The 14,448-nt window shown below is 61.3% G+C and carries 15 protein-coding genes; 10 read left to right on the forward strand and 5 right to left on the reverse strand.

The window, feature by feature from the left end; translation table 11 throughout:
- The 4 genes from coxB to N8H71_RS03810 form a co-directional block, all read left to right on the forward strand.
- Positions 1 to 1,079: cytochrome c oxidase subunit II (gene coxB, locus N8H71_RS03795; RefSeq protein WP_279309518.1), on the forward strand; the 1,079-nt coding region annotated here is incomplete at its 5' end.
- A gap of 82 nt (positions 1,080 to 1,161) precedes the next feature.
- Positions 1,162 to 2,754, forward strand: coding sequence for a cytochrome c oxidase subunit I (gene ctaD / locus N8H71_RS03800; RefSeq protein WP_007953983.1), 1,593 nt, complete (start codon positions 1,162 to 1,164; stop codon positions 2,752 to 2,754).
- 126 nt (positions 2,755 to 2,880) lie between these two features.
- Positions 2,881 to 3,432: a cytochrome c oxidase assembly protein gene (locus N8H71_RS03805; RefSeq protein WP_011331799.1), complete on the forward strand. Its 552-nt coding sequence runs from the start codon at positions 2,881 to 2,883 to the stop codon at positions 3,430 to 3,432.
- A 25-nt stretch (positions 3,433 to 3,457) separates the two neighbouring features.
- The gene (locus N8H71_RS03810) at positions 3,458 to 4,345 is read left to right on the forward strand and encodes a cytochrome c oxidase subunit 3 (RefSeq protein ID WP_011331798.1); all 888 of its coding nucleotides are present in this window, start codon (positions 3,458 to 3,460) and stop codon (positions 4,343 to 4,345) included.
- 9 nt (positions 4,346 to 4,354) lie between these two features.
- Here N8H71_RS03810 and N8H71_RS03815 read toward each other — a convergent pair whose 3' ends face one another.
- Entirely contained in the window at positions 4,355 to 4,558 is a 204-nt protein-coding gene (locus tag N8H71_RS03815) for a twin transmembrane helix small protein (protein WP_064592503.1), read from the reverse strand.
- Between the two features lie 72 nt (positions 4,559 to 4,630).
- Here N8H71_RS03815 and N8H71_RS03820 point away from each other — a divergent pair, with 72 nt between their 5' ends.
- From N8H71_RS03820 to N8H71_RS03840, 5 genes are read left to right on the forward strand one after another with little or no spacing between them, the layout of a single operon-like run.
- Complete coding sequence (locus N8H71_RS03820; protein ID WP_262192974.1) at positions 4,631 to 5,371, forward strand: SURF1 family protein; 741 nt, start codon at positions 4,631 to 4,633, stop codon at positions 5,369 to 5,371.
- Entirely contained in the window at positions 5,337 to 5,930 is a 594-nt protein-coding gene (locus N8H71_RS03825; protein ID WP_262192975.1) for a hypothetical protein, read from the forward strand. Before N8H71_RS03820 ends, N8H71_RS03825 begins: the two co-directional genes overlap by 35 nt.
- A 10-nt stretch (positions 5,931 to 5,940) precedes the next feature.
- Positions 5,941 to 7,020 carry a COX15/CtaA family protein gene (locus N8H71_RS03830; protein ID WP_262192976.1) on the forward strand — a complete coding sequence of 360 codons (1,080 nt, stop codon included), beginning with the start codon at positions 5,941 to 5,943 and terminating at the stop codon, positions 7,018 to 7,020.
- The gene (cyoE, locus tag N8H71_RS03835) at positions 7,008 to 7,907 is read left to right on the forward strand and encodes a heme o synthase (protein WP_262192978.1); all 900 of its coding nucleotides are present in this window, start codon (positions 7,008 to 7,010) and stop codon (positions 7,905 to 7,907) included. The genes N8H71_RS03830 and cyoE overlap by 13 nt, the downstream gene beginning before the upstream one ends.
- Positions 7,904 to 8,539 carry an SCO family protein gene (locus tag N8H71_RS03840; RefSeq protein WP_262192980.1) on the forward strand — a complete coding sequence of 212 codons (636 nt, stop codon included), beginning with the start codon at positions 7,904 to 7,906 and terminating at the stop codon, positions 8,537 to 8,539. Before cyoE ends, N8H71_RS03840 begins: the two co-directional genes overlap by 4 nt.
- Before the next feature lie 172 nt (positions 8,540 to 8,711).
- Here N8H71_RS03840 and N8H71_RS03845 read toward each other — a convergent pair whose 3' ends face one another.
- The 3 genes from N8H71_RS03845 to N8H71_RS03855 form a co-directional block, all read right to left on the reverse strand.
- Complete coding sequence (locus tag N8H71_RS03845) at positions 8,712 to 9,485, reverse strand: MetQ/NlpA family ABC transporter substrate-binding protein (protein ID WP_262192982.1); 774 nt, start codon at positions 9,483 to 9,485, stop codon at positions 8,712 to 8,714.
- Between the two features lie 74 nt (positions 9,486 to 9,559).
- Positions 9,560 to 10,234 carry a methionine ABC transporter permease gene (locus N8H71_RS03850; RefSeq protein WP_007953997.1) on the reverse strand — a complete coding sequence of 225 codons (675 nt, stop codon included), beginning with the start codon at positions 10,232 to 10,234 and terminating at the stop codon, positions 9,560 to 9,562.
- On the reverse strand, positions 10,234 to 11,241 hold the full coding sequence (locus N8H71_RS03855; RefSeq protein ID WP_207984536.1) for a methionine ABC transporter ATP-binding protein: 1,008 nt from the start codon (positions 11,239 to 11,241) through the stop codon (positions 10,234 to 10,236). The genes N8H71_RS03850 and N8H71_RS03855 overlap by 1 nt, the downstream gene beginning before the upstream one ends.
- 259 nt (positions 11,242 to 11,500) lie before the next feature.
- On the opposite strand from N8H71_RS03855, the gene katE reads away from it, so the two are divergent.
- Positions 11,501 to 13,642: a catalase HPII gene (gene katE, locus N8H71_RS03860; RefSeq protein ID WP_262192983.1), complete on the forward strand. Its 2,142-nt coding sequence runs from the start codon at positions 11,501 to 11,503 to the stop codon at positions 13,640 to 13,642.
- Positions 13,643 to 13,734: 92 nt separating this feature from the next.
- On the opposite strand, the gene N8H71_RS03865 is transcribed toward katE, so the two are convergent.
- Positions 13,735 to 14,448, reverse strand: a complete 714-nt coding sequence (locus N8H71_RS03865; protein WP_064592487.1) for a PA5502 family lipoprotein — start codon at positions 14,446 to 14,448, stop codon at positions 13,735 to 13,737.

Genomic DNA, 14,448 nt, shown 5'->3' on the forward strand with positions numbered 1-14,448 from the left:
TCAGCCCGGCGCAAGCTGCCTGGACTGTGAATATGGCGCCTGGAGCGACTGAAATCAGTCACGCAGTATTCGACCTGCACATGACCATTTTCTGGATCTGTGTGGTGATCGGGATCATCGTCTTCGGCGCCATGTTCTGGTCGATGATGGTGCACCGCCGTTCTACCGGGCAGGTCGCCGCAAAATTCCACGAAAGCACCACCGTCGAAATTCTCTGGACCGTCGTCCCGCTGCTGATCCTGGTGGCGATGGCCGTTCCGGCGACCGCGACCCTGATCAAGATGTACGACACCAGTGAGCCGGATATCGATATCCAGATCACCGGTTATCAGTGGAAGTGGCATTACAAATACCTGGGCCAGGACGTCGAGTTCTTCAGCAACCTGGCCACCCCCGCCGAGCAGATCCACAACAAGGAAGCCAAGGGCGAGCATTACCTGCTTGAGGTCGACAAGCCACTGGTGCTACCGACCGGGGCCAAGGTGCGCTTCCTCGTGACCTCCGCCGACGTGATCCACTCCTGGTGGGTGCCGGCCTTCGCGGTCAAGCGCGATGCGATTCCCGGGTTCGTCAACGAAGCCTGGACCCGCATCGACAAGCCCGGCCTCTACCGTGGTCAGTGCGCCGAACTGTGCGGCAAGGACCACGGCTTCATGCCGATCGTGGTCGACGTCAAAGAGAAGGCCGACTACGAAAAATGGCTCGCCGAGCGCAAGGCCGAAGCGTTGCAGCTCAAGGAGCTGACCAGCAAGGAATGGACCCTCGACGAACTCAAGGAACGCGGCGACAAGATCTACCACACCACCTGCGTCGCCTGTCACCAGGCGGAAGGCCAGGGCTTGCCGCCGATGTTCCCGGCACTCAAGGGCTCGAAAATCGCCACCGGCCCGAAAGAGGCGCATCTGAGCCTGGTGTTCCACGGTAAACCGGGCACCGCCATGGCGGCGTTCGGCAAGCAGCTGTCGGAAGTCGATATCGCAGCGGTCGTGACCTACGAACGTAACGCCTGGGGCAACAACAAGGGCGACATGGTCACGCCAAAAGAAGTGCTGGAGCTGAAACAGGCGGAAAGCAAATGAGCCGGTCTATTGCGTACTTCGTGAACCGGTCGGGGCTCTGCGTCCCGGCTTGCCCAGTCCACTCTCTTGAAGGAGACCGGCCATGAGCGCTGTCATCGATGACCACGGTCATGCCGACCACGACCACGCCCACGGCCCCGCCAAAGGCCTGATGCGCTGGGTGCTGACCACCAACCACAAGGACATCGGCACGCTGTACCTGTGGTTTGCGTTCTGCATGTTCCTGCTCGGCGGCTCGTTCGCCATGGTGATCCGTGCCGAGCTGTTCCAGCCCGGCCTGCAGATCGTCGAGCCGGCGTTCTTCAACCAGATGACCACCATGCACGGTCTGGTAATGGTGTTCGGTGCGGTGATGCCGGCGTTCGTCGGCCTCGCCAACTGGATGATCCCGCTGATGGTCGGCGCGCCGGACATGGCCCTGCCGCGGATGAACAACTTCAGCTTCTGGCTGCTGCCGGCGGCGTTCCTGCTGCTGGTCTCGACCCTGTTCACCCCCGGTGGCGGGCCGAACTTCGGCTGGACGTTCTACGCACCGCTGTCCACCACCTATGCGCCGGAAAGCGTGACGTTCTTCATCTTCGCCATCCACCTGATGGGGATCAGTTCGATCATGGGCGCGATCAACGTGATCGCGACCATCCTCAACCTGCGCGCCCCCGGCATGACCCTGATGAAAATGCCGCTGTTCGTCTGGACCTGGCTGATCACCGCGTTCCTGCTGATCGCGGTGATGCCGGTGCTGGCCGGGTGCGTGACGATGATGCTGATGGACATCCACTTCGGCACCAGCTTCTTCAGTGCCGCCGGTGGCGGTGACCCGGTGCTGTTCCAGCATGTGTTCTGGTTCTTCGGCCACCCCGAGGTGTACATCATGATCCTGCCGGCCTTCGGCGCCGTCAGCCAGATCATCCCGACTTTCTCGCGCAAGCCGCTGTTCGGCTACACCTCGATGGTCTACGCCACGGCGAGCATCGCATTCCTGTCGTTCATCGTCTGGGCGCACCACATGTTCGTGGTGGGCATTCCGCTGGTGGGGGAGTTGTTCTTCATGTACGCGACGATGCTGATCGCGGTGCCGACCGGGGTGAAGGTGTTCAACTGGGCCAGCACCATGTGGCAAGGCTCGATGACCTTCGAGACGCCGATGCTGTTTGCCGTGGCGTTCGTGATCCTGTTCTCCATCGGCGGTTTCTCCGGTCTGATGCTGGCCATCGCCCCGGCGGACTTCCAGTACCAGGACACCTACTTCGTGGTTGCGCACTTCCACTACGTGCTGGTGCCGGGGGCGATCTTCGGGATTTTCGCGTCTGCCTACTACTGGCTGCCGAAATGGACCGGCCACATGTACGACGAAACCCTGGGCAAGCTGCACTTCTGGCTGTCCTTCGTCGGCATGAACCTGACGTTCTTCCCGATGCACTTCGTGGGCCTGGCGGGCATGCCTCGGCGGATTCCGGACTACAACCTGCAGTTCGCCGACTTCAACATGGTCTCGTCGATCGGCGCGTTCATGTTCGGTGCCACGCAGATCTTCTTCCTGTTCATCGTGATCAAGACCATCCGTGGCGGCGAGCCGGCACCGGCCAAACCGTGGGATGGCGCCGAAGGTCTGGAATGGAGCGTGCCGTCACCGGCGCCGTATCACACCTTCACCACGCCGCCGGAAGTGAAATGAAAATCCAACCCTATGTGGGAGCGAGCCTGCTCGCGATGAACGATGACGCGGTCTGCCTGCTAGACCGTAGCGCCTGCATCGCGAGCAGGCTCGCTCCCACAAGGGCTCTCGGTAGAGACATTAATCATGGCTGACTCGATTTCGATGAAGAAGCTGGTCACCCGACTGCTCGGTGTGGTGGTGGCGATGTTCGTCTTCGGTTTTGCCCTGGTGCCGATCTACGACGTGATGTGCAAGGCGTTCGGCATCAACGGCAAGACCGCCGGGCAGTACGAGGGCGAGCAGACCGTCGATGCTTCGCGGCAGGTGCGGGTGCAGTTTCTGTCGACCAACACCGCCGACATGCCGTGGGACTTCTATCCCAAGCATGACGAACTGACGGCCAACCCCGGCGCGGTGAACGAGATGATCTTCATCGCGCGCAATCCCACCGACAAACCGATGAGCGCGCAAGCGGTGCCGAGCATCGCGCCGAGCAATGCGGCCGCGTATTTCCACAAGACCGAATGCTTTTGCTTTACCCAGCAGGTGCTGCAGCCCGGTCAGCAGATCGAGATGCCGGTGCGTTTCATCGTTGACCGCGACATGCCCAAGGACGTGAAGCACCTGACGCTGTCCTACACGCTGTTCGATATCACCGCCCGACATCCTCCGGTGGCTGCAAACACTGGCGGTTAAGCGTGCCCGATAAGGAGAACAATAAATGGCAACTCATGAGCACTATTACGTCCCGGCCCAGAGCAAGTGGCCGATCGTGGCCACGGTGGGGATGTTCGTCACCGTGTACGGTCTGGCGACCTGGTTCAACGATCTGAAGGCAGCGCGTCCGGAATCCCACGGCCCGCTGATCTTTTTCGTCGGCGGCCTGTTGCTGGCGTACATGCTGTTCGGCTGGTTCGGCACGGTGATCAAGGAAAGCCGCGCGGGGTTGTACAGCCCGCAGCTGGATCGCTCGTTTCGCTGGGGCATGAGCTGGTTCATCTTCTCCGAGGTGATGTTCTTCATCGCCTTCTTCGGTGCGCTGTTCTACGTGCGGCACATTTCCGGCCCGGCGCTGGGCGGCGAAGGCACCAAAGGCATCGCCCACATGCTCTGGCCGAACTTCCAGTTCACCTGGCCGCTGCTGCACACGCCGGATCCGAAACTGTTCCCGCCGCCCAAGGAAGTCATCAGCCCCTGGGGCCTGCCGCTGATCAACACCATCCTGCTGGTAAGTTCCAGCGTGACCATCACCATCGCCCACCACGCGCTGAAGAAAGGTCATCGCGGCGCGCTGAAACTGTGGCTGGCGATCACCGTGCTGCTGGGCTGCGCGTTCCTCGGCTTCCAGGCCGAAGAATACATCCACGCCTACCACGAACTGGGGCTGACCCTCGGCTCGGGCATCTACGGCGCGACGTTCTTCATGCTCACCGGTTTCCACGGCGCCCACGTGACCATCGGCACGATCATTCTGTTCGTGATGCTGATGCGCATCATGAAGGGCCACTTCGACAACGAACATCAGTTCGGTTTTGAAGCGGCGAGCTGGTATTGGCACTTCGTCGACGTGGTGTGGATCGGCTTGTTCATCTTCGTTTACGTGCTCTGAGGAACAGAGCTACCAAGGCGCGTGCGACACCAGTTGGCCGCTGTAGAAACCCCAGGCAATCAAGCCGACGGTGACAGCGGCCAACGTCACCCGAACACTCAAGGCGATCACCAGCCGATTCGAGCTGCTGTCGTCCTTGACCAGGAAAAACAGGCCGCTGAACAGGCTGACCACCGTGGCAATCAGCATCAGGACGATGGCTGCTTTGAGCATGGGAAGAACTCCGGGGGAACAAGCGATGCACTTGAGTATAGCGATCGCACTCACTGATTTTCTGGCGCGACCATGAAGCGCTTCCGGCCGGGCGTGGTGCCGACACTGGTGGTCGGCCTGCTGCTACCGTTGCTGATTTCGCTAGGCTTCTGGCAACTGGGCCGGGGCGCGGAGAAAACCGCCCTGCTCGCCAGCTACGCCGAGCGCCGCGCCGCCGAACCAATGGCCAGCACCGAGTTGCTGCACAGCGCCGACCCGGCCTTTCGCCGGGTGCATCTGCACGGCCAGTTCGATGCCGCCCACAGCCTGTTGCTGGACAACCGTCAGCGCAACGGCAAGGTCGGCGTCGAATTGCTGCAACCGTTTCAGGATCAACGCAGCGGCCAGTGGCTGTTGGTCAATCGCGGCTGGCTGCCGTGGCCGGACCGGCGCACGGCCCCGCAATTCAACACACCGACCGATGCCGTGAATGTCGATGCCTGGGTGTATGTCGCCCCCGGCGCCACCTTCCAGCTGCATGCCGATCCGGTCAGCAGCAGCTGGCCGCAAACCGTCACCGCCGTCGAGCCCGCGAAGCTGTGGAAAACCCTCGAACGCGACGGCTTCGCCTACGAATTACGCGCCGAACCCGGCCCGGCCAGCTATCAGGCCGACTGGCCGGTGGTCGCGATGGGCCCGGAAAAACACCTCGGTTACGCCGTGCAGTGGTTCGCCATGGCCACCGCCCTGTTCGGTCTTTACCTCTATCTCGGCTGGCACAACGCAAAGGAGAAACACCATGGGAGCGGCCATGAATCCACCCAGCATGTCTGAAGCAAAAGCCCCGGCCAGTCGCCGCCGCGGACGCATCCAGCTGCTGCTGATCGTGCTTGGCGTGGTCGGTCCGATGATCCTCGCCACCGGCATGTACAAGTTGCAGTTCTGGGTGCCGGAAGGTCGCAGCTATCACGGCGAACTGATCGGCAACGGCCAGACCCGCGCCGACCTCGGCATCCAGGCTGACGAAATGCGCTGGCAAATGCTGGTCACCGCGCCGAAGGACTGCGCGGTGGATTGCCAGCAACTGGTGTACCTGGCGCGGCAGATCCAGATCGGCCTGGGCCGCGAAGCCGGGCGCGCCAGCCATGCACTCGCTGCCGCGCAACCACTGACCGCCGACTATGAAGCCAAACTGAGCCGCGAATATCCGCAACTGCAACGTTACCCGCTAGATAGCGCCGCGTTCAGCAAAGCTACCGGCGACAAAGCCACGCCGCAGCTGTGGATCATCGACCCCCACGGCAACCTCGTGCTGCGCTACGACCCGAGCGTCAAGGGCAAGGATCTGCTCAACGACCTGCGCCACCTGCTGAAACTGTCGAACATCGGATAAGGGCATCGTCATGGCCAAACCTGGATTTCGCCTCGCGCTGTTTGCCACCCTGCTGGCACTGATCGTGGTGCTGCTCGGCGCCTACACCCGCCTGACCCACGCCGGCCTCGGCTGTCCGGACTGGCCGGGCTGCTACGGGTTCATCAGCGTGCCAAAAAGCGAAGCCCAACTGGCCCATGCCGAACTGCATTACCCCGACTCGCCAGTAGAGGCGCACAAAGGCTGGAACGAGATGATCCACCGCTACTTTGCCGGCACCCTCGGCATGCTGATTTCAGTACTGGCCGGGAGGGCGTGGGTGAACCGCCGTCATCCCGGGCAACCGCTGAAACTACCGCTGTTTCTGCTGGCTGTGGTGTTCGCCCAAGCGGCGTTCGGCATGTGGACGGTGACGCTCAAGCTCTGGCCGCAAGTGGTGACCGGGCATCTGCTCGGTGGCTTCGCGACCTTGAGCCTGCTGTTTCTACTGACGTTAAGACTGTCCGGCGTGCTGCCGGCGCTGACCGTGCCCAAGCGTCTGCAATATTGGGCGACTGCCGGCCTGTTGCTGGTGATCGGCCAGATTGCTCTCGGCGGCTGGGTCAGCTCCAACTATGCGGCGGTGGCCTGCATCGACTTCCCGACCTGCCACGGCCAATGGCTGCCGCCGGCGGATTTCGCCAACGGTTTTCACCTGACCCAGCACATCGGCCCCAATTACCTCGGCGGGCAACTCGACAGCGATGCGCGCACGGCGATTCACCTGACCCACCGCATCGGCGCGTTGCTGGTGACGATCGTCCTGCTTGGTCTGGCGTGGCAACTGAAAGTGGTGGGCATGACGCGACTGGCCGGGCTGGTGCTGATCGCCCTCGCCGCGCAGATTACCCTTGGCATCAGCAATGTGCTGTTTCATCTGCCGCTGCCGGTGGCCGTGGCGCACAACGCCGGCGGCGCAGCGCTGCTGCTGACGATGGTGCTGGTCAACTATCACGCGCGGACCAGCCTGGTTCGGGTCAAGCAGCCGATGATCGCGCGCTGGCGCCTGAGCCCGCGCAAACACTCGGCGGCGCCCATCACTATTAAAGGAGAGACGCCATGGCGATTCTGATCGGCGAACGTCCGGCGCAGGCGCTGTGGCGTGATTACCTGGAGCTGACCAAACCGAAAGTCGTGGTGCTGATGCTGATCACCTCTCTGGTGGGCATGTTCCTCGCGACCCGCGCCGGGGTGCCGTGGACGGTGCTGGTGTTCGGCAACCTGGGGATCGCGTTGTGTGCCGGTGGCGCGGCGGCGGTCAATCATGTCGTGGATCGGCGCATCGATGCGGTCATGGCCCGCACCCATAAACGGCCGCTGGCCGAGGGCCGGGTTTCACCCACAGGAGCACTGACCTTTGCGCTGGTGCTGGCGCTGCTCGGCCAGGCCTTGCTGCTGACCTTCACCAATCCGCTGACCGCGTGGCTGACTTTGGCTTCTCTGCTCGGCTACGCGGTGATCTACACCGGTTTCCTCAAGCGCGCGACGCCGCAGAACATCGTCATCGGCGGTCTTGCTGGCGCTGCCCCGCCGCTGCTTGGTTGGACCGCCGCTACCGGACACGTCAGCGCCGAACCGTTGCTGCTGGTGCTCATCATCTTCGCCTGGACCCCGCCGCACTTCTGGGCGCTGGCCATCCATCGCAAGGAGGAATACGCCAAGGCCGACATTCCGATGCTGCCGGTCACCCACGGCGAGCGCTACACCAAGGTGCACATTCTGCTGTACACCTTCGCCCTGCTGGCGGTGAGCCTGCTGCCGTATGTGATCCACATGAGCGGCCTGCTGTACCTGATCTGCGCGCTCGGTCTGGGCGCGCGGTTTCTGCAATGGGCCGTGGTGCTGTACCGTGGCACTCGGCCGCACGCGGCGATCAACACCTTCAAGTACTCTATCTGGTACTTGTTTCTGCTGTTCATCGCCCTGCTCGTAGACCACTACTTACTGTTGAACCTATGACTCGAACCCAGAAAACCGTCTTCATCCTCGTCGCCGTGATCGCGCTGATCCTCGGCCTGACCGTCAACAAAGTGCTGAGCGGCAAGGGCCAGGGCGACCCGACCGCACTGATCGACGCCGGCATCATCCTGCTGCCGCAGAGCCGTAACCTGCCGGGAGTGACGATGACCAATCAGGACGGCCAGCCGGTCACGGTCAACGCGCTCAAGGGCAAGTGGAGCCTGCTGTTCTTCGGCTACACCTTCTGCCCGGACATCTGCCCGACCACCCTCGCCCAGCTGCGCCAGATCAAGAGCGAGCTGCCGAAGGACGCTGTGGATAAATTGCAGATCGTGCTGGTCAGCGTCGACCCTAACCGCGACAACCCTGCGCAGTTGAAGCAGTATCTGGGTTACTTCGATCCACAGTTCATCGGCCTGACGCCGAAGTCGATCGATGAGCTGCAGAAGGTGGCGAACGCGGTGAGCATTCCGTTCATTCCGGCGGACACCAGCAAGCCGAATTACACGGTGGATCACAGCGGCAATCTGGCAGTGATCGGGCCGGACGGGACGCAACGCGGGTTTATTCGTGCGCCGTTGAACAACGCCAAGCTGGTGGCGCAGTTGCCGGTGATGTTGAACCGCAAGTAAGACCAACACAGTCCAATGTGGGAGCGAGCTTGCTCGGGAAGAGGCCAGCACATTCAACATCTGTATTGACTGACACACCGTTTTCGCGAGCAAGCTCGCTCCCACAGGGACGGTGTTTCAAGCACAAAAAAGGGGCGCATTGAATGCGCCCCTTTTTTGCAGCAAAACCAGATCAGAACGCCGGCAATACCGCGCCCTTGTACTTCTCGGTAATGAATTTCTTCACTTCCGGGCTGTGCAGCGCAGCGGCCAGTTTCTTCATGGCGTCGCTGTCCTTATTGTCCGCGCGGGACACCAGGATGTTCACGTAAGGCGAGTCGCTGCCTTCGATGACCAGCGCATCCTTGGACGGATCGAGCTTGGCTTCCAGCGCGTAGTTGGTGTTGATCAGCGCCAGGTCCACCTGGGTCAGCACGCGCGGGATGGTCGCGGCTTCCAGTTCACGGATCTTCAGGTTTTTCGGGTTCTGGGCGATGTCCTTGACGGTCGACAGGATGTTGGTCGGATCCTTCAGGGTGATCACGCCAGCCTTGGCCAGCAGCAACAGCGCACGGCCGCCGTTGGTGGCGTCGTTCGGGATCACCACGTTGGCGCCGCCTGGCAGCTCTTCGATTTTCTTGAACTTGCTGGAATAGGCGCCCAGCGGTTCCAGGTGCACGCCGGTCACGGAAACCAGGCTGGTGCCCTTGGCCTTGTTGAACTCATCGAGGTACGGCTGGTGCTGGAAGAAGTTGGCGTCCAGACGCTTCTCGGCCACCTGTACGTTCGGCTGAACGTAGTCGGTGAAGACCTTGACCTTCAGATCCACGCCTTCTTTGGCCAGTACCGGCTTCACGAACTCGAGGATTTCCGCGTGCGGCACCGGGGTGGCAGCAACGGTCAGGGTTTCGTCGGCGTGGGCCGAGAACGCTGCAACGGCAGCCAGGGCAACGATCAGTTTTTTCATTCAGCTAACTCCTTTTTACGGCGCCCGTCTGGCGCCTGCCAGCGAATGGCCGGCTCATGTCATTACAAAACCGGTTATTTGCGCGAGAAGTGTACGACCAGTCGGTCGCCAACCATTTGCAGCACTTGCACCAGAATCAGCAGCAACACCACGGTCACGATCATCACGTCGGTCTGGAACCGCTGATAGCCGAAACGGATCGCCAGGTCACCCAGGCCACCGGCGCCGACCACACCGGCCATCGCCGTGTAGGAAACCAGTGTAATCGCCGTCACCGTAATCGCTGCGAAGATGCCCGGACGGGCTTCCGGCAGCAAGGCGTTCATGATGATCTGGCGAGTGGTCGCGCCCATCGACTGGGTCGCTTCGATGATGCCGCGATCGACTTCACGCAGGGCGGTTTCCACCAGCCGCGCGAAGAACGGCGTTGCACCTACTACCAGCGGCGGAATCGCACCGGCCACGCCCAGCGAGGTGCCGGTGATCAGCACGGTGAACGGGATCATCACGATCAACAGAATGATGAACGGCAGCGAACGCAGGATGTTCACCACCAGCGACAGCAAGGCGTACACACCTTTGGCTTCGAGCAACTGACGCGGGCTGCACAGGAACAGCAACACGCCCAGCGGCAGGCCGAGCAGCACGGTGAACAGCAGCGAACCGCCGAGCATCATCATGGTGTCGCCCGTGGCGAGCCAGATTTCGTACCAGTCGATATTGGTGAAGAAACTCATCAGGTCTTCCATTAGCGCAACACCTCCATGTGAACGTCAGCGGCGGTGAAGCGGGCGAAAGCCGCTTCCATGTCGCCACCGGTGACGGCGAGGGTCAATTGCCCGTAAGGAATGTCTTTGATGCGGTCGATACGACCGGCCAGGATGCTGTAGTCCACACCGGTTTCCCGGGCGACGGTACCGAGCAACGGCGCGTAGGTCGCTTCGCCCTGGAAGGTCAGACGCACGATGCGGCCCGGCACGTGAGCGAAGTCATCGCGCTGCTCACCTTCGTCGATCTGTTCGTCTTCCTGCACGAAACGCTTGGTGGTCGGGTGCTTCGGATGCAGGAACACATCAGCCACCGAACCTTGCTCGACGATCACACCGGCGTCCATCACGCCGACCTGATCGCACACGCGGCGGATCACATCCATCTCGTGAGTAATCAGGACGATGGTCAGCTTCAGCTCGCGGTTGATCTCGGCCAGCAATTGCAGGACCGACGCCGTGGTCTGCGGGTCGAGGGCGCTGGTAGCTTCGTCGCACAGCAGGATCTTCGGCTTGGTCGCCAGAGCACGGGCGATGCCGACGCGCTGCTTCTGACCGCCGGACAGCTGTGCCGGGTACTTTTTGGCGTGATCGGACAGACCGACCCGCGCCAGCAACTCGGCCACACGCTGGTCGATCTCGGCACGGGACAGTTCACCGGCCAGGGTCAGCGGCAGCGCTACGTTGTCGGCCACGGTCTTGGACGCCAGCAGGTTGAAGTGCTGGAAGATCATCCCGACCTGCTGACGGAAACGGCGCAGGCCGTTGGCGTCCAGCGCGGTGACTTCTTCGCCGTCGACGATGATCTTGCCGCCACTGGATTGCTCCAGGCGATTGATCAGACGCAGCAGGGTACTTTTTCCCGCACCGGAATGGCCAATCAGGCCGAACACCTGACCGTTCTCGATGGAGAAGCTGGTCGGGTGCAGCGCGGTGATGTCCTTACCGGCGACGCGGTAAGTCTTATGGACGTTTTGAAACTCGATCACGTAGCGAACCTTGTGGGGCGCGTTGGAAAAGGATCAGCGGTTAGCCGGGCGCGCATTTTAGCCTGTCCGTATAGAGGTTATTAGCATTTATTCCGCATTCAACCTTTCATTTGGCAATAACGCGATCAAAGGTCATAAAAAAGGAACGGCCAAAACCCTCATCAGTCACTAAGTAAGCGACTTGAAACTCCGGGCGCCGTGCCCGGGAACCACTCAAGAGCCTCGGCAACACCGAGGTCAAACGAGGAGTTTACGTCTGATGAGCAGCAAAAAACCTGTCCCTTCCAAAAGTGAGCTGGCCGGAACCGACACTCCGGATCGCGCCAACACCAACGCCAAACTCGACAGCCTGGAAAAATTTCGCTCTGACGCCACCGGCCAGGCCCTGCGCACCAATCAGGGCGTGAAGGTTGCGGACAACCAGAACACCCTCAAGGCCGGTGCTCGCGGGCCGTCGCTGCTGGAAGACTTCATCATGCGTGAAAAGATCACGCACTTTGACCATGAGCGGATTCCGGAGCGCATCGTCCACGCCCGCGGCACCGGCGCCCATGGTTTCTTTCAGAGCTACGAGAACCATTCGACGCTGACCAAGGCCGGTTTCCTGCAGGATCCGGGGAAGAAAACCCCGGTGTTCGTACGATTTTCCACGGTGCAGGGGCCACGTGGTTCCGGCGATACGGTGCGTGACGTGCGTGGTTTTGCCGTGAAGTTCTTCACCGACGAAGGCAACTTCGATCTGGTCGGCAATAACATGCCGGTATTTTTCATACAGGACGCGATCAAGTTTCCCGACTTCGTCCACGCCGTAAAACCCGAGCCGCACAACGAAATCCCCACCGGCGGCTCGGCCCACGATACCTTCTGGGACTTCGTTTCGCTGGTGCCGGAATCGGCGCACATGGTCATCTGGGCCATGTCCGACCGGGCCATCCCGAAAAGCCTGCGCAGTATGCAGGGCTTCGGCGTGCACACCTTCCGGCTGATCAACGCCGAAGGCAAATCACGCTTCGTCAAATTCCACTGGCGCCCTACTGCCGGCACCTGCTCCTTGGTGTGGGACGAGGCGCAGAAGCTCGCCGGTAAAGACACCGACTACCATCGGCGCGATCTCTGGGAGGCCATCGAGACCGGGGACTACCCGGAATGGGAACTTGGCGTACAGGTCATCGAGGAGGAAAACGAGCACGACTTCGATTTCGACATCCTCGACCCGACCAAACTGATTCCCGAGGAAATCGTCCCGATCACACCACTGGGCAAGATGACCCTCAACCGCAACCCGGACAACTTCTTCGCCGAGACCGAACAGGTCGCGTTCTGCCCCGGCCATATCGTGCCGGGGATCGACTTCTCCAATGACCCGCTGCTGCAAGGCCGGTTGTTTTCCTACACGGACACGCAGATCAGCCGACTCGGCGGGCCGAACTTCCATGAGCTGCCGATCAATCGCCCGGTCGCACCTTTCCACAACGGCCAGCGCGATGCCCAGCACCGCACGGTGATCGACAAGGGCCGCGCGTCATACGAGCCGAATTCCATCGATGGCGGCTGGCCGAAAGAAACCCCACCGGCGGCGCAGGACGGCGGGTTCGAGAGCTATCCGGAGCGTATCGACGCCAACAAGATCCGTCAGCGCAGCGAGTCGTTCAGCGACCACTTTTCCCAGGCGCGCCTGTTTTTCAACAGCATGAGCCCGCACGAGAAAGAGCACATCATCGCTGCCTACAGCTTCGAGTTGGGCAAGGTTGAGCGTGAGTTCATCCGGGCGCGGGAAGTGAACGAGATTCTCGCCAACATCGATCTGGATCTGGCCAAACGCGTGGCGGCCAACCTGGGTCTGCCAGCGCCAGGCAAAGGTACTGTGGACGTGCCGAAAACATCACTGGAGCGCTCGCCGGCGTTGAGTCAGGCCAACCTGTTGCCGGAAAACATCAAGACACGGAAAGTCGCGATCCTCGCGGCCAACGGCGTCAATGGTGCTGCAATTGAAGCGATGAAGAAGGCGCTGGAGGCAGAAGGAGCGCACGCCAAACTGCTCGGCCCGACCTCGGCGCCAGTGAAGACTGCCGATGGCAAAAGCCTGGCGGTGGATGCGTCGATGGAAGGTTTGCCTTCGGTAGCGTTCGACGCGGTGTTCGTGCCGGGTGGCGCGGCGTCGGTCAAGGCATTGAGCGGTGACGGCGTGGCGTTGCATTACCTGCTGGAGGCGTACAAGCATTTGAAGGCGATTGCACTGCATGGCGAGGCCAAACAGTTGCTGGATGTGTTGAAGCTGGAGGTGGATGCGGGATTACTGGAGGGCAAGGATGTATCGGCGCTAACCAAGCCGTTTTTTGCCGCAATCGGGCAGCATCGGGTTTGGGATAGGGAAGCCAAGGCCAAGGCGATTCCGGCCTGATAGTTTTGTAATGCCTGAAATAGTCATCGCGAGCAGGCTCGCTCCCACAGGAATCATGTTGTACCTGTGGGAGCGAGCCTGCTCGCGATTTCTTATGGCTTGCGAGGACTCAAGACTACTTGAGCAGGAACGCTGCGCAGAATCTGCTTTTTGATTTGCAGATCGAAATCCGGATCAAGCTTCTTCACGCGCTTGGTGATCAACGTCGCCAGCCATGGGTAATCATTGGTGCGCGGGGCCTGAATGCTCACCGCACAGTCGTAATTCACCACATCGGCGGCAATCGCATCCAGTTGGCGGCGAAGTTTGCGGCTATCGGTGATGTTCAGCGCAACCGTGGTGCTTTCGGCGGTCGGATCGATCACCTTGGCTTTCGGCTTGGCTTCAGCGGCTTGCAGCGCTGCTTCGGCTTTCTCCAGCTCGGCCTTGCGCGCTTCGGTGATCGCGCCATTGACGCCACCGGTCAGCGCCGGGGCCTTGGGCATCAGCACGCGGGCACGGGCCAGCGCGGTTGCGGCCGCATTCACATCGCCCTTCTGCAGGACGATCTGGCTACGGCGCAGATAGGCTTCGGCCAACTGACGCTGGTATTGCTCGAGGGATTGATCGTTGGGTGTTTCGGCCTGCAAGGCTGCCAATTGGTCTTCGGCAGTGGCCAGTTCGCTGCTGGCCAGGCTTTGCTCCAGCTGTGCGATGGCCGTGGCCCGCGCATCGGGGACTTCGGCCACCGGCGGCGTGCTTTGGCAGGCGCCCAGCAGCACTGAAAAGGCCACAAGGAGCAGATAACGGGAGGCGAACGGCTTCAT

It is taken from the genome of Pseudomonas koreensis, assembly GCF_025447595.1.
In the GTDB taxonomy this organism is placed as follows: Bacteria; Pseudomonadota; Gammaproteobacteria; order Pseudomonadales; family Pseudomonadaceae; genus Aquipseudomonas; species Aquipseudomonas koreensis_H.

Bases quoted from the DNA above. Each gene is read 5' to 3' on its own strand.
- ctaD (WP_007953983.1), top strand. From the start codon at position 1,162: ATGAGCGCTGTCATCGATGACCACGGTCATGCCGACCACGACCACGCC.
- N8H71_RS03805 (WP_011331799.1), top strand. From the start codon at position 2,881: ATGGCTGACTCGATTTCGATGAAGAAGCTGGTCACCCGACTGCTCGGT.
- N8H71_RS03810 (WP_011331798.1), top strand. From the start codon at position 3,458: ATGGCAACTCATGAGCACTATTACGTCCCGGCCCAGAGCAAGTGGCCG.
- N8H71_RS03815 (WP_064592503.1), bottom strand. From the start codon at position 4,558: ATGCTCAAAGCAGCCATCGTCCTGATGCTGATTGCCACGGTGGTCAGC.
- N8H71_RS03820 (WP_262192974.1), top strand. From the start codon at position 4,631: ATGAAGCGCTTCCGGCCGGGCGTGGTGCCGACACTGGTGGTCGGCCTG.
- N8H71_RS03825 (WP_262192975.1), top strand. From the start codon at position 5,337: ATGGGAGCGGCCATGAATCCACCCAGCATGTCTGAAGCAAAAGCCCCG.
- N8H71_RS03830 (WP_262192976.1), top strand. From the start codon at position 5,941: ATGGCCAAACCTGGATTTCGCCTCGCGCTGTTTGCCACCCTGCTGGCA.
- cyoE (WP_262192978.1), top strand. From the start codon at position 7,008: ATGGCGATTCTGATCGGCGAACGTCCGGCGCAGGCGCTGTGGCGTGAT.
- N8H71_RS03840 (WP_262192980.1), top strand. From the start codon at position 7,904: ATGACTCGAACCCAGAAAACCGTCTTCATCCTCGTCGCCGTGATCGCG.
- N8H71_RS03845 (WP_262192982.1), bottom strand. From the start codon at position 9,485: ATGAAAAAACTGATCGTTGCCCTGGCTGCCGTTGCAGCGTTCTCGGCC.
- N8H71_RS03850 (WP_007953997.1), bottom strand. From the start codon at position 10,234: ATGGAAGACCTGATGAGTTTCTTCACCAATATCGACTGGTACGAAATC.
- katE (WP_262192983.1), top strand. From the start codon at position 11,501: ATGAGCAGCAAAAAACCTGTCCCTTCCAAAAGTGAGCTGGCCGGAACC.
- N8H71_RS03865 (WP_064592487.1), bottom strand. From the start codon at position 14,448: ATGAAGCCGTTCGCCTCCCGTTATCTGCTCCTTGTGGCCTTTTCAGTG.